The following is a 14,624-nucleotide window of genomic DNA, read 5'->3' on the forward strand; positions in this document are numbered from 1 at the left end:
TTCGACTAAATTCTAGTGGTTTTTTCAAATCTCTCGATTCTATTACTCTTATTCTTTTGTTCCGATTTGCATCGGAACGGCTGTCAATTCAATATGTCTAGGAACGTGTTCTTATCTATTTTTCCCTTCGTTCGATTCACATTGTGTCTCTCCAGAAGCGGGTGCAAAAGTACAACTTTCTTTTTAACTGGCAAGAAAATTTTAAAGTTTTTTTTGAAATAATTTTTATCTCGTTTTCTTCTCTTTTCTCATCAATCTATCAAGGAACTTTGACCGTTTTGCGGGGTGCAAATGTAACTTCCGTTTTCTAATCTCACAAGCTTTTTTAATCTTTTTTTTCAAAATAAATTTTCTACTTTGATTAACTTTACTTGTCAGTATTTAAAAAAACATCTGCGCCATTGCGGGTGCAAAACTACATCCTTTATACCGTTATTCAAGCTTTTTTAAACTCTTTTTTTGTCCTTTTCTTAACTTAAACTTTAAATAGCTGAAAACGTGAATTTTGAAAGTAAATTATTTTACTCTCCTCTGCCCTCTCCAAAGGAAAGAGCGGCTTTTTCTCCTAAAATAGCGGTAGACTTTATACATAAGCAACCTTATCGCAACTTTCTCCACCTATTGAATACCTAATAAAGACTGGAGTTATTACTATTTTAAACGAATTGCGCATTATAAAACTACTCTCCCAGCCCCGATAGCAGTGAAAATCCTTTTCTCTCGTTTCTTTCACGAGAGAAAAGATTAAAACGAATAGCGGGAAACAGCTCCTAATGGAACCTTTTGCCCTTCCCCTATATATAATGAGTGCCGATTTTGTTTTTAAACTTATGAAGCAACAAACCTCACATATATATTGTATGTATTTTTGTAATGGTCTATATTTGCATTCTTAAAATAACAAACGATGATTAAGATTACTTTGCCCGACGGGTCAATTAAAGAGTTTGCTCCTGGGATTACTCCTATGGATGTTGCCAAGAGCATTAGTGAAGGATTTGCCAGAAATGTTATTTCGGCTTCTTTTGATGGTACAACTGTGGAAACCACAACTCCTTTGACGACGGACGGCAGTCTTATATTATATACCTGGAATGACGAAGGCGGAAAAAAAGCTTTTTGGCATTCGACTTCACATGTAATGGCACAGGTTCTTGAGGAAATGTTTCCTGGAATCAAACTAACACTTGGACCAGCAATATCCAATGGATTTTATTATGATGTGGACTTTGAAGATCAGAAAATCACTGATGCTGATTTTAAAAAAATTGAAGATCGTGTTCTTGAAATATCAAGAGGAAAGCATGAGTTTAAACTGCGCCCTGTTTCTAAAGCTGAAGCTCTAGAACTATATAAGGACAACGTTTACAAAACCGAATTGATTACCAATCTTGAGGACGGAACCATTACGTTTTGTGATCATGATACCTTTACTGATTTATGTCGTGGTGGTCATATTCCCAATACAGGAATAATAAAAGCCATGAAAATCATGAGCGTTGCCGGTGCTTACTGGCGTGGTGATGAAAAAAACAAACAATTGACTCGTGTTTACGGAACTTCTTTCCCAAAACAAAAGGATTTAACTGAATATTTAGAACTACTGGAAGAAGCGAAACGTCGTGACCACAGAAAACTAGGAAAAGAACTAGAATTGTTTGCTTTCTCACAAAAAGTAGGTGCGGGTTTACCATTATGGCTACCTAAAGGGGCTGCCTTAAGAGACAGACTAGAGCAGTTCTTGAAAAAAGCACAGAAAAAAGGTGGTTACGAGCAAGTAGTGACTCCGCATATTGGTCAAAAAGAATTGTATGTAACTTCAGGACATTATGCAAAATATGGTGCCGATAGTTTTCAACCTATAAGTACTCCAGCCGAAGGAGAAGAGTTTCTATTAAAACCAATGAACTGTCCTCATCACTGCGAAATATACAATGTACGTCCTTGGTCATACAAAGATTTACCAAAACGTTATGCTGAATTTGGTACTGTTTACAGATACGAACAAAGTGGTGAACTACATGGTTTAACTCGTGTAAGAGGGTTTACTCAGGATGATGCGCATATCTTTTGTACTCCTGAACAACTGGATGAAGAGTTTAAGAAAGTAATTGACTTGGTACTTTATGTATTTGGTTCGTTAGGATTCGAAAACTTTACTGCTCAGATTTCATTGAGAGACAAAGAAAACAGAGATAAGTATATAGGTACAGACGAAAACTGGGAAAAAGCAGAAAATGCTATTATCAATGCTGCTGCAGATAAAGGTTTGAATACTGTAGTTGAATATGGCGAAGCCGCTTTCTATGGCCCAAAATTGGATTTCATGGTAAAAGATGCCCTTGGAAGACAGTGGCAATTAGGTACGATTCAGGTGGATTACAACTTACCTGAACGTTTTGATTTGACATATAAAGGATCTGATAACGAATTACATAGACCTGTAATGATTCACAGAGCTCCTTTTGGCTCAATGGAACGATTTATTGCGATTTTATTAGAACATACCGCAGGAAATTTCCCTCTTTGGCTAATGCCTGAACAGGCTATAATATTGTCTTTGAGTGAGAAATATGAAATATATGCGAAAAAAGTTTTAAATCTCCTAGAAAATCACGAAATTCGCGCCCTCATAGACAATAGAAACGAGACAATCGGGAAGAAAATTAGAGATGCCGAAATGCAAAAAACCCCGTTTATGCTGATTGTAGGCGAGGAAGAAGAGAAAAATGGGACTATTTCTATACGTCGTCACGGACAAGAAGGAAAAGGAAATATCACCGTAACAATAGAAGAATTTGTAACTATTGTAAACGAAGAAATCAACAAAACATTAAAAGTATTTACAGTTTAACTTAAATTATAAAGTCATAGCAATAAGAAGCAACAGAGGTTACCAACCTCGCGTAGAAAAAAAAGATGCACACAGAATAAATAATCTTATTCGTGGTATACAAGAAGTAAGACTTGTAGGTGAAAATATTGAGCCTGGAGTTTTTAAACTTTCGGAAGCTCTAAGACTAGCTGACCAATTTGAATTGGATTTAGTAGAGATTTCACCTAATGCTGATCCACCGGTTTGTAAAATCATGGATTATAAGAAATTTGTTTACGAGCAAAAGAAACGAGATAAAATCCTTAAAGCGAAATCTACACAAGTAGTCGTTAAGGAAATTCGTTTTGGACCTCAAACAGATGAGCATGATTACGAATTTAAGAGAAAGAATGCTGAAAAGTTCTTGAAAGAAGGTGCTAAATTAAAAGCATTTGTTTTCTTTAAAGGACGTTCGATTATCTATAAAGATCAAGGTCAAATCTTATTATTAAGATTAGCTACAGATCTTGAAGAATTTGGTAAAGTGGAAGCGATGCCAGTTTTAGAAGGGAAGAGAATGATTATGTTCATTGCTCCTAAGAAAAAGAAATAAGTCTTAAAGTCAAAAGTCTTAAAGTCAAAAGTATTCAACTTTTGACTTTAAGACTTTAAAAACTTTCTGACTAAAAAAGATAAGTAAGTAAGAATAAATTAAAACACTAGGAAAAAATGCCTAAAATGAAAACCAAATCTAGCGCCAAGAAACGTTTTAAAGTTACTGGTTCTGGAAAGATTAAAAGAAAGCATGCTTTTAAAAGTCACATCTTGACTAAAAAGTCTAAAAAACGTAAATTAGCTTTGACTCACTCAGCGCTAGTTCACAAAACAGATATGAAAAGCATCAAACAACAATTAAGAATTATTTAATTAAGTCTTAAAGTTGTAAAGCCAAAAGTCTTAAAAACTTTCGACATTCCACTTTAAAATTTTCAACTAAATAATCTTTAGGTTAAAACAATTTAAAATAACCTTGGAGTATGGCCATTAAGTGCTTTTGATTAAATTCAAGCCGCCTGCTACAAAAAAACAGTAAAATTATGCCAAGATCGGTAAATTCAGTTGCTAAAAGAGCAAGAAGAAAAAAAATAATGAAGCAAGCCAAAGGTTTCTTTGGTAGACGTAAAAACGTTTGGACAGTTGCTAAGAATGCGGTAGAGAAAGCAATGTGCTACGCTTACCGTGATAGAAAAGTGAATAAAAGAAATTTCCGTGCTTTATGGATTCAACGTATCAACGCTGGAGCTAGATTGGAAGGAATGTCTTATTCACAATTCATGGGTAAAGTAAAAGCTAATGGAATCGAATTGAACCGTAAAGTTCTTGCCGATTTAGCTATGAACCACCCAGAAGCTTTCAAAGCAGTACTTAATAAAGTAAAATAAACGTTTTATCAACTAAATTTAGATTACTTACTTATATAGAAACCTCAATCGAAAGATTGGGGTTTTTTTGTTTTCTGTGAGGTGCATGCTATGCTGAATTGTCAATCCATAGTCTTTTGATTAAAAGCAATTCAGAATTCCTTTTTCACCCTCCGGCTAAAGCTAAAAGTAATTCAAGCTTTATGTAAATAAGGAGAAGATGCAAAGATTGGATTAATCTACATCTCCAAATGGCATACTTATTCCTTCAAATTGTATTTCTTAATCATATACTTAGTTATTGGTTTTAATGGTTTCTTGGATACAGGATGAAATCCGGGAGCGTAGAAAAGTTCTACAACCCCATCATGTTTAAAATACCAAACAACCGGTTTCTCGTTATTAAAGAAACTCAACTTCACATTAGAGTCTAATTTCTTTAACTTCATCCCATTTTCTTCAATAGGGATAACCATCCCTAATGCTCCATTTTTATCCAGACAATCTACAGCAACGTAATGATCCACTTTCCAAATCATACAATCCTTTTCCGGAAAAAACACCCCTTTTATTGTATATCCAATAAAAAAAGGGGATAATAATACGGCTAAAAAGAAGACTGTTTTTTTTCCAAATTCTTTGTTTACGCCTACTGTTTCCCCTTCCTTTTTTTTATCATCAGAATTACGCTCTACAAATTCCTTAACTTCAACTAATGCAGAAGCTTCTGAATTTTCTATCGCATCAATTTTTCCATTAAGCAAATATTTATTATAAGGTCTTGGATTAAAATCAATAAGAATGGCTGCCAATTCAATCCTTAATGTATTCTCCGAATCTTTTTCCCCTTTTAGAAAGGAAATTATAGGTCTAAATCTTGCAATATCATAATTTGCTATACACCTCCTTATACTTTGTTCTTCTTTTAAATTAAAAAATAATTTAAATATATTTTCATCTGATTTAGACAACGAATTATCTAAAATCATCAGGCACAGATTTCGCAATTGAGCAGGTGTAGGATTTAATAAAATACCCGAAACATCTACACTTTTCTTTACTTCATATTGGCTTTTAATAGCACTCTTATACTCTTCAAAAGTAATTTTATTCATAAGCATTTACTGGTAATAACAAGCATTAAACGGAATCAATCGGAATTACTGGAATTACCAGAATTCCTTCTAATTTAATCAACAAAGACCACATTCCTTTGCTGCAGAATTAGTTCATGTCTTGAATTGCAATAAGGACAAATGTACAAAACTAGTTCTAAAAAAAGTGTCGCTAAACAGTATAGCAAGTTTATTCGGGAAGTATAACCAAACTATTCTGTTTCAGCACACTTCACTTCCCAAAAAGCAAAACCGCAGTTCATTGATTTCACAATGATTGCTACAAGCATGATTCGATTTAAATATCGAACAGGCCAAACTATGTCTAATTTTTAAAATGAAAAAATGAAAAGAATAATTTTAGTATCGTGTTATATCATCGCAAGCGTTTTCATGGTTTCCTGTACCAACGATGAAATGGAAACAACCCCAAACAATAATGAACAACAAATAGTTGCAGAAGTCCAAGCTGATGATATCGGTGGGCAAAATGGGCAAACTCCCATTCCTCCTCCAAAACCATAATATAAATTGTTTGATTAGATCATTTTCATATTCTAATTAAATTCTGTATTTTCGGGAAATGCTACAAAAAAAGTTACATTTCCCGATTATTATTCTTTTACTGGCAATGTTTTTTGCTTTGTACTCCTGTAAAAAGAAACAACCAAATAATAGCAAAACTAAAGCCAATACCAATTATTCTGCCTATTTTACTCTTGCAGAAAAACATCTGGTAAATCAAGAAAATGATAGTGCCTTTTATTATTACAACAAATCAAAATTAGCTTGTAATTTAAAAACGGATAGTGAAAAGATAATTTATTCATTATTGAAAATGTCCATTATTCAACAAAATGAAGGCGATTATTCAAGTAGTGAAACTACGGCTACTGAAGCCATTTCTTTTTTTCAAAAAACCACAAATCCCTATTACAAGTGTGCTGTTTATAATATATTGGGGATAAATTATGAGAACCTATTGGACTTTGACAATGCTATTATTAATTACAACCTAGCTTATCAACAAGCTACAGATGAATTACAAAAAGCAATTCTTCAAAACAATGTCGCAGTTGTATATATGGACAAGCACGATTATCAGCGCGCCATACAAACCCTAATGCCTCTGACTCTAAAAAAAGAAATTCTTAATAACTCCGAAAACTATGCCCGAGTACTCGATAATTTAGGCTATTCCTATTATAAAATAGGTAATTCAAAAAGTCTTGACCATTTAAATCAATCTTTAAAAATAAGAAAACAGATAAAAGATGACTTTGGTATGATCTCGAGTTATATGCATCTTTCAGAATTTTATAAAAAAAACAAACCCAAGCTATCCAATGATTATGCCCATTTAGCCTATGAGAAAGCAACCAAAATAAACAGTGTTGATGATCGCTTAAAATCATTAGCATTATTAATAGAGAATATCTCGGGCAATGAATCGAAAGAATTCTCCATATTACACCTGCGCATCAATGACAGCATCAATAAGGTCAGACAAAAGGCCAAGAATCAATTTGCCAAAATCAAATACGATTCCAAGAAAGAGAGAGAAGAGAATCTAAATCTAAAAACACAAAAGGCCGAAAATGCACTTCTGTTAGAACAACAAAAAAACAGAAATTTATTATTATACTTAGCCGTTGGAATTATAATTATGATAAGTGTTTTTGTATATAATTATCTGGTAGCCAAAAACAAAAGAGAAAAAATAAAAACCTCTTACAATACTGAAACTCGAATTGCTAAGAAACTTCATGATGAATTAGCGAATGATGTCTATCATACTATGGCTTTTGCTGAAACACAAGATTTATCTACCAGCCAGAATAAAGAAATATTACTTACTAATCTGGATACTATTTATTCCCGAACACGAAATATATCCCGTGAAAACAGCACAATAGAAACAGGAACATTATTTGTGTCTCAATTAAAAGAAATGATGTCTGGATTCAATACTGATAATGTGAATGTTTTAACCAATGGTATAGATTTGGTTGATTGGTTGGCTATAGAGAGTACTAAAAAGATAATTGTCTATCGGATACTTCAAGAATTGCTTGTCAACATGAAAAAACATAGTCAATGCAGTTTAGTTGTACTGACTTTCAAACACAATGAAAAAAAATTACAGATAGATTATACCGATAACGGAGTTGGAGCAACAATAGAACAATTAAATTCAAAAAATGGGCTTCAAAATATTGAAAACCGTATGAGGACTATAAAAGGAATAATAACTTTTGATACTAAATCCGATAAAGGTTTTAAAGTACATTTTACTCTCCCAATATAATTTCTAATGTTTATTAAATTTAACTACCAAAATTAAAACAATTCAATCATCTAAAATACTGAGCTTAATTTAATTGGTCCTTAGAACCGTTCTTCTTCTAAATCCATACTATAAATTGCTTAGAAGATAGTCTGAATATTTTAATTAATTTCTGTATTTTCGATGAATGATTCTAAAAAAGTTACACCCCATAGTTTATTTTTTATCATTGTCATTCTTTTTAATCCTTCATTCCTGTGAAGAAAAGGCATTAAACAATCCCAATAAAAAAAACAATACTGCTGAAATTGACCGACTGATTGACCTAGGAGACAAATATTTTGAGAAATCAGAATATGATAGTTCCTATTATTATTTCAACAAAGCTAAAGCTACTTGTGATGAAAAAAAAGATGTATCGAAAATCATCTATTCATTATCAAATTTAGCAACCATACAACAAAATCAAGGAGATTATTGTGGTAGTGAAACTACAGCTATGGAGGCGATTCCATTTTTAGAAAAAACTAAAAATCCCAAATATAAATGGAATATTTACACTATAATTGGTATCAACTATTTATATGGATATGATTATGATAATGCACTTTATTACTACAAAAAAGCATTAAATTTAAAAACTGATGAACTTCGAAAATCAGATATAAAAAACAATATCGCCGTAACATATATGGAAATGGGAAATCATATGCGTGCTATTCAAATTCTCTATCCATTAACTTTCAAAAAAGAAGTTTTAAACAATGCCGAATCATTTTCTAGAATAATTGATAATCTAGGATATTCCTATTTTAAAGTAGGAAATTCAAAAGCTTTTAATTATTTAAATCAATCCTTAAAAATAAGAACGCAAAGAAAGGATGACTGGGGACTGATTTCAAGTTATTACCATCTTTCTGAGTTTCATAAAAAAAGTAATGTCAATTTAGGTAATAATTATGCCCAGCTAGCATATGAAAAAGCAACAAAGCTTAATAGCGTTGATTCAAAGTTGGAATCTCTAAAGTTATTAATAAAGAACAGTTCAGCAAATAAATCCAAAGAATACACTTTAAAATACCTCCATATTAATGATAGTATTACTAAAGTTAGACAAAAAGCTAAGAATCAATTTGCTAAAATCAAATATGATTTCAAGAAAGAGCAAGATGAAAATCATAAACTAAAAGCCCTAAAAATACTTCAATTAGAACATCAAAAAAAGAAAAATTTGATGTTATATTTAGTTGTGGGAATCATTACTGTAATAAGTATTTTTTTAACCAATATGCTATTAGCCAGAAACAAAAGGGAAAAGATTAAAGCTTCTTATAATACCGAAATTCGAATAGCTAAAAAACTTCACGATGAATTAGCAAACGATGTATATCATACCATGGCTTTTGCAGAAACTCAAGATTTATCCACAATACATAATAAGGAAATATTGATTTCTAATCTAGACACTATTTATTCAAGGACACGAAATATCTCCCGAGAAAACAATTCTATGGAAACTGGACCATTATTTATAACTGATTTGAAAGAAATGATGTCTGGTTTTAATACTCAAGAAGTAAATGTGATAACTAATGGAATGGATTCAATCAATTGGATAGTATTAGATGATAACAAAAAAATCATCATTTATCGTGTGATTCAAGAATTACTGGTTAACATGAAAAAACACAGTCAATGTAGTTTAGTTGTTCTAACTTTTAAAAAAACAGGAAATAAATTAGAAATAGATTATACTGATAACGGGCTTGGAGCAACATTAGAACAATTAAATTCAAAAAATGGGCTTCAAAATGTGGAAAACCGTATTCAGGCTATAAAAGGAATAATTACTTTTGAAACTAAATCAAATAAAGGATTTAAAGTACAATTTATTATTCCAATATAATACTCCATTCTATGTTCCACAAAGTTTTAATAGCCGAAGATTTAGATAGTATTAGCATAGCAGTTGTTCAAGCTCTGAAAGAAATTTCTATCTCAGAAATTCATCATGCTAAATACTGTGATGATGCTTTTTTAAAAATAAAAAAAGCACTTCATGACAATCAGCCCTATGACTTATTAATTAGTGATTTATCATTTAAACCAGATCATAGAGAGAATAAGCTGAACTCCGGTGAAGAATTAATTAAGGCAGTGAAAAAAGTTCAACCTAACATCAAAACTATAGTATTCTCAATAGAAGACAAATCTTTTAGAATAAAATCATTATTCAATAACTTGGGAATTAATGCCTATGTATCTAAAGGAAGAGATAGCATTCCTGAGCTAAAAAAGTCGATTCAACACATATACAACAATGAAGAAATAAAACCATCAGCTGAAATATCTCATGCTTTAAGAGATAAATCACTTTTTGAAATTGAATCCTATGACATTTCACTTTTGAAATCATTGTCCAAAGGCTTAACTCTTGAGGATATTTCATCCGAATTTAAAGACTCCGGAATTATTCCAAATGGCAGCAGCAGTCTTGAAAAACGAATCAACAGATTAAAAATATATTTCAAAGCCAGTAATAATGTACATCTTATTGCTATTACCAAAGATTTAGGTTTAGTTTAAACTAATTTTTTCCTCTCTAATAAAAAAAGGCATAAAAATCAATAAAAGCCATTTAGAAAACAAACAATTTTAAATCGTAGAAATTGAATCTATATTTTTTTTTTAATAATTTAACCCTTTTACGGTTTCCCGTAAAGAAATGATTTCTAAAGATATTAGGTTTGACTAATAAAACTTTAAATCATATAAAATGGCAGATTTCACTAAAGAAGACTTAGCATTTACTGGATATTCACAAACAATAGATGCTAATGATTATCCTAAAACTATCGAAGTTATTGATAGGATTTATGTTGATAAAACAGAAGAGTTTGAAGTAATTCATTTCTGTAATCAGTTTCTAAAGAAATATAAAGTTCCTAAAACCAAAGCAAGTTTTCAAAAAGCAGAAAGCTTTTTACAACATCCCTCTTTGGAAAACGAAATCTACAGATCTCAATTATTAGACTGGATTGCAAGCAATTGGATAAAAATATAATAGTTTTTCATTTCAATGCACTAATTCCTAATTTTAGAATATTTAATAAGCTACGAGAGCCTATATAGTATTCTGGTATTTAATTTTTTAATGGTTTACGGATTCCCGTAACGAATTCTCTTTTATCAAAGTTACTTTTGATGTTATAAAAAATTTAAGCCATTTTCAAAAAAAAACTTAGGTCATGAAGAAAAACGAAGCTATATCCATTCAGAACGTACTAGAAAAAAATAAAGAAGAAATAATACTTAATAAATGGGATAAAAAACTCAATGACTATAATAATTACGTCAAAGAATATCTCATACATTATAAAAAATCTCTTAAAGGCAATAGCATTTCATTATCAAAATATCCCTATTTGAAAGTAAAATCCGAAAGCTTAAGTAAAAAACTAAATAGAGGAATTGAGAAAGAGCTATTAACAAAAAAGCAACTTACAAAGGTTTTTAAAATTCGAGAAAAAATAGTGAATGCATGTTGTAATTAAATACTATTTAAAAATAAATGAAAAAAATTATAGTTATAGGACTCTTGATATTTATAGCATCATTCGCTTATACTTCAAAAAAACAACCAGAAAAAAAAAGAGATTCACAAAATAAATATGATGTGAATGAAAAGCAACTAATGATCAATAGAAATAATCATTCGTCATACAAATTTGATGAGCCAATAAATAACAACCTAAACATTTCTAATAAACAACCCCCAGTAAAACATTCATCCAGAAATCTAAAAGGAAAAATTATCAACACAAAAAATCATACTTTTGTTTTGGAATAAAAACACTTTTTATTTTTTGTTTCAAATGAGGAAAACCGTAAATTAATATCTTTTTAAGGATTTAGTTTTGCTCCAATAAAAAACCAAACCAATGAAGTCATTATTTATTTTAACATCTAGTCTATTATACGCCACACACATAACAATAATTCTTTTCGGTTCTCTATGCCTCATTTATTTAGTATATAAAATCTGGAAAAGGAGATAAAATAAAAGGTAGATTCATTAATTTGTAAATCAAAAGATAAAAATCACAAAGTTTAAATTCCAGAGTCATTTCGCTATTTTTGCTCTCAAATCAGTTTTAGACAGAAAGGTAATAAAGAGTAAAATCAAAGCAAAATGTACTCTACTCATAATTTGATATAAGTCCCAACAATTCTTGACAATTAATTTCCGTTGTCCTTTAACTAAAAAACTTTAAAATACAATCCCCTATAAATTGAAACCCCTCTTTTTTCTACAACTTTTTCTTATTTCAACCTTTTGTTTTTCACAAACTAAGCTCCTTTCTTGGAATATAGAAAATCTTGGGAAATCTAAAACAGACAAAACTATAAACTATATCGCTAATACACTTTGTGACTATGACATTATTGCTATTCAAGAAGTTGTAGCTGGTTATGGTGGTACTCTAGCAGTATCCAGATTAGCGGATGAACTCAATCGCAAGGGTGCTAAATGGGATTATGTAATTAGTGACCCAACAAGCAGCAGTGCTTACAAAACGGAACGCTATGCGTTTATTTGGAAAACCAGGAAATTAAAAAAAATTGGCAACGCTTGGCTCGAAAAAAAATACCATCTAGAGATTGATCGAGAACCTTATTTTTGTACGTTTCAATATGAAAACAAGCAATTTACTGTCGTTAATTTTCATGCTATTACTAAAAATAGGCAACCTGAAACCGAAATTAAATATTTTAAATTTCTACCAGATGAATATCCCAACTTGAATTTAATATTTGCTGGAGATTTTAATTGTCCACAATCTCACACGGTTTTTAATCCTTTGAAAAAAATGGGATATCAATCGATTTTGGTTAATCAGAAAACCTCTTTGAAACAAGAATGCAAAAATGGTAAATGTCTAGCATCCGAATTTGACAATATATACTATAAAACCTCAAAAATCAAAACTATAAATTCTGGAATTATTCCTTTTTATAAAAACTTTAATTCATTAAAAGAAGCCCGAATAATATCAGATCATATCCCTATTTGGTTTGAATTTTCTTTGAATTAAATTAGTCAAAAACTTCCAAATTATCTCCGTCAAAACTAGCAAAAACCATACTGGGATGCGAGTCCTGATGAAACATATTTCCTTTCTTATCGATAGCAATTGCCCCTGCAAAACCATCATAAGGTTTTAATTCGTTGAACGTTTTAGTAAAGGCTTCTTGCAATGTAAAACCATCAGTAACACGAGTCACAATTTTTGTAGCGGTGCCATTACTTACAATGTCCTCACCTACTCCTGTTAAACTCACACCGCAAAAAGCATTGGCATAATTCCCCGCTACAGTAGCCGAATCTGAAATGCGTCCGGGAATTTCAAATCCTTTTCCTCCTGTTGAAGTCGCTACAGCAATTTTTCCATTTGTATCTAAAGCGACACAACCCACAGTTCCGATTCCTAGAGATTTTAGCTTTGCTTCATATTCAGCTCGACGTTGTGGAATCTCAGTTGAAAAAGATTCAAAACCATTCTCTCTTGCAAAATTAGTCGCTCCACTTCCCCCTAAAACCCTATCGTCATACTGCATCAATATTTCAGCTACCTGAACTGGGTTTTTAACTTCTTCGATATTGATAACACCGCTCATTTTCTGGGTTTCACCATCCATAACTGCAGCGCTCATTCTGATTTTTCCGTCACTTTGAATTTGGGAACCTATTCCCGCATTAAATAATTCATCATCTTCCAAAAGTGAAACTGCATAAACAACTGTTTCCAATGCCGAATGTGTTTTTAAAAAATCATACGAATCTTTTACAATTCGCTCTAATGCATTTTGTTTAGCAACTTTTGTTTCGTGATTAGTGGATGATTCCGAAAAAAAACCTCCGTGTATGATTAGTTTCATAATGTATTGGGTGCAGATTCCAGATTTAGACAGTTCTCTAAATACTAAATTGCTATCTTATTTATACGTAGTGTGACGATTGAATGTGCATTTTGTGTGTTTCAAGATTATAAGTATCAAATTTACTCATAACATGCGTTACCAAATGTGAGATTGATATTGGTTGGCCTAATTCCACTTTCGTTAAATTAGTGTCTTTTATTTCACGACCATCAACCAAAATGACTAATCCGGAACCTATAGCTTCCATTTGGGTATTATTGGTAATTAACAAACCGGTATCCTCACCTAAACCTATTCCCAGTACTCTAGGATTACCTACAACAGCTTGAAAAAGTCTACCAATTCGCCCGCGTTGAACAAAATGGGTATCGATAATAACTCCATCGATTAAACCTAATCCGCTTGAAATTTTCACTTCACCTTTCAATAAAGCTTCAGAACTACTGCCTTGATAAATCATAGTATTAGATGCCGCTGCTGCTCCTGCTGAAGTTCCGGCATAAATGAATTCTTCATTATGGTATTTATCCAATAAAATATCATGAAATGGTGTTCCACCAAGAATGGAAGTCAATCGCAATTGATCGCCTCCGGTAAACATAACAATATCTGCTGCTTTTAATCGGGCCAAAACTTCTTCATCTGCAGCTTGTTCCCGTCTTTCAATAGTAAGTATATCTACATTTTTAGCATTCAAATATTCAAAAGCCTTAACATATTCAGGACCTATTTCGCGTGGAATGATTGAAGCGGTTGTAATGACTTCGATTCGTGAATTCTCTTTGTGTTTTGATTCGTTTAGTATCCTTTTTAAAATGCCAGTTTCAAAAAAGTTTAAATTGCTAGTTGCATTTTTATCCAAATCGGTTTCAGTAAAACTTCCTTTATCAACCGCACCTCCTATTATTATTAGTTTTCCTAGTATATTCATTTGGCAAAAATAACCAAAAAGATAAAAGGAGCTATTGAACTATGCTTTTTTTTTTAATTATCACAAACTCAATATTTATTGTTTATTTTTAAGAAAATAAATTTTGATACCT

Annotated in this window: 15 protein-coding genes; 12 read left to right on the forward strand and 3 right to left on the reverse strand. The window is 31.5% G+C overall.

Translation table 11 applies throughout. The features are described from left to right. The first annotated feature begins 907 nt into the window (after window positions 1–907). From thrS to rplT, 4 genes are all read left to right on the forward strand, one after another. Window positions 908–2,854: a threonine--tRNA ligase gene (gene thrS / locus ACNQF6_RS14505; RefSeq protein ID WP_417966629.1), complete on the forward strand. Its 1,947-nt coding sequence runs from the start codon at window positions 908–910 to the stop codon at window positions 2,852–2,854. Between the two features lie 16 nt (window positions 2,855–2,870). Next, window positions 2,871–3,428, forward strand: coding sequence for a translation initiation factor IF-3 (gene infC, locus ACNQF6_RS14510; RefSeq protein WP_417966810.1), 558 nt, complete (start codon window positions 2,871–2,873; stop codon window positions 3,426–3,428). 116 nt (window positions 3,429–3,544) lie between these two features. After that, the gene (rpmI, locus tag ACNQF6_RS14515; protein ID WP_022827375.1) at window positions 3,545–3,742 is read left to right on the forward strand and encodes a 50S ribosomal protein L35; all 198 of its coding nucleotides are present in this window, start codon (window positions 3,545–3,547) and stop codon (window positions 3,740–3,742) included. Between the two features lie 170 nt (window positions 3,743–3,912). Next, window positions 3,913–4,257, forward strand: a complete 345-nt coding sequence (rplT, locus tag ACNQF6_RS14520; RefSeq protein WP_035633036.1) for a 50S ribosomal protein L20 — start codon at window positions 3,913–3,915, stop codon at window positions 4,255–4,257. Between the two features lie 239 nt (window positions 4,258–4,496). Here rplT and ACNQF6_RS14525 read toward each other — a convergent pair whose 3' ends face one another. Then, entirely contained in the window at window positions 4,497–5,351 is an 855-nt protein-coding gene (locus tag ACNQF6_RS14525) for a hypothetical protein (RefSeq protein WP_417966630.1), read from the reverse strand. A 345-nt stretch (window positions 5,352–5,696) separates the two neighbouring features. Between ACNQF6_RS14525 and ACNQF6_RS14530 the strand changes: the two genes are divergently transcribed. The 8 genes from ACNQF6_RS14530 (at window position 5,697) to ACNQF6_RS14565 (ending at window position 12,734) form a co-directional block, all read left to right on the forward strand. Beyond that, window positions 5,697–5,876, forward strand: a complete 180-nt coding sequence (locus tag ACNQF6_RS14530) for a hypothetical protein (protein WP_417966631.1) — start codon at window positions 5,697–5,699, stop codon at window positions 5,874–5,876. 58 nt (window positions 5,877–5,934) lie between these two features. Beyond that, window positions 5,935–7,659, forward strand: a complete 1,725-nt coding sequence (locus ACNQF6_RS14535) for a tetratricopeptide repeat-containing sensor histidine kinase (protein ID WP_417966632.1) — start codon at window positions 5,935–5,937, stop codon at window positions 7,657–7,659. Window positions 7,660–7,825: 166 nt separating this feature from the next. Further along, window positions 7,826–9,544: a tetratricopeptide repeat-containing sensor histidine kinase gene (locus ACNQF6_RS14540; protein WP_417966634.1), complete on the forward strand. Its 1,719-nt coding sequence runs from the start codon at window positions 7,826–7,828 to the stop codon at window positions 9,542–9,544. An 11-nt stretch (window positions 9,545–9,555) separates the two neighbouring features. Further along, window positions 9,556–10,224, forward strand: a complete 669-nt coding sequence (locus ACNQF6_RS14545; RefSeq protein WP_417966635.1) for a DNA-binding transcriptional response regulator — start codon at window positions 9,556–9,558, stop codon at window positions 10,222–10,224. 190 nt (window positions 10,225–10,414) lie between these two features. Beyond that, a complete protein-coding gene (locus tag ACNQF6_RS14550; protein WP_315211723.1) occupies window positions 10,415–10,702 on the forward strand; it encodes a hypothetical protein in 288 nt (95 codons plus the stop codon). A 184-nt stretch (window positions 10,703–10,886) separates the two neighbouring features. After that, window positions 10,887–11,192, forward strand: a complete 306-nt coding sequence (locus ACNQF6_RS14555) for a hypothetical protein (protein ID WP_417966636.1) — start codon at window positions 10,887–10,889, stop codon at window positions 11,190–11,192. Between the two features lie 17 nt (window positions 11,193–11,209). Beyond that, window positions 11,210–11,488 (forward strand): hypothetical protein, encoded by a 279-nt coding sequence (locus ACNQF6_RS14560; RefSeq protein ID WP_417966637.1) that lies wholly within the window; start codon window positions 11,210–11,212, stop codon window positions 11,486–11,488. Between the two features lie 442 nt (window positions 11,489–11,930). Beyond that, complete coding sequence (locus ACNQF6_RS14565; RefSeq protein WP_417966639.1) at window positions 11,931–12,734, forward strand: endonuclease/exonuclease/phosphatase family protein; 804 nt, start codon at window positions 11,931–11,933, stop codon at window positions 12,732–12,734. A 1-nt stretch (window position 12,735) separates the two neighbouring features. Here ACNQF6_RS14565 and ACNQF6_RS14570 read toward each other — a convergent pair whose 3' ends face one another. Beyond that, a complete protein-coding gene (locus ACNQF6_RS14570) occupies window positions 12,736–13,578 on the reverse strand; it encodes an isoaspartyl peptidase/L-asparaginase (protein ID WP_417966640.1) in 843 nt (280 codons plus the stop codon). Window positions 13,579–13,639: 61 nt separating this feature from the next. Next, window positions 13,640–14,512 (reverse strand): cyanophycinase, encoded by an 873-nt coding sequence (locus tag ACNQF6_RS14575; RefSeq protein WP_315211712.1) that lies wholly within the window; start codon window positions 14,510–14,512, stop codon window positions 13,640–13,642. Between the last annotated feature and the right edge of the window lie 112 nt (window positions 14,513–14,624).

The organism is Flavobacterium pasteuri, from assembly GCF_048286615.1.
Classification (GTDB): domain Bacteria; phylum Bacteroidota; class Bacteroidia; order Flavobacteriales; family Flavobacteriaceae; genus Flavobacterium.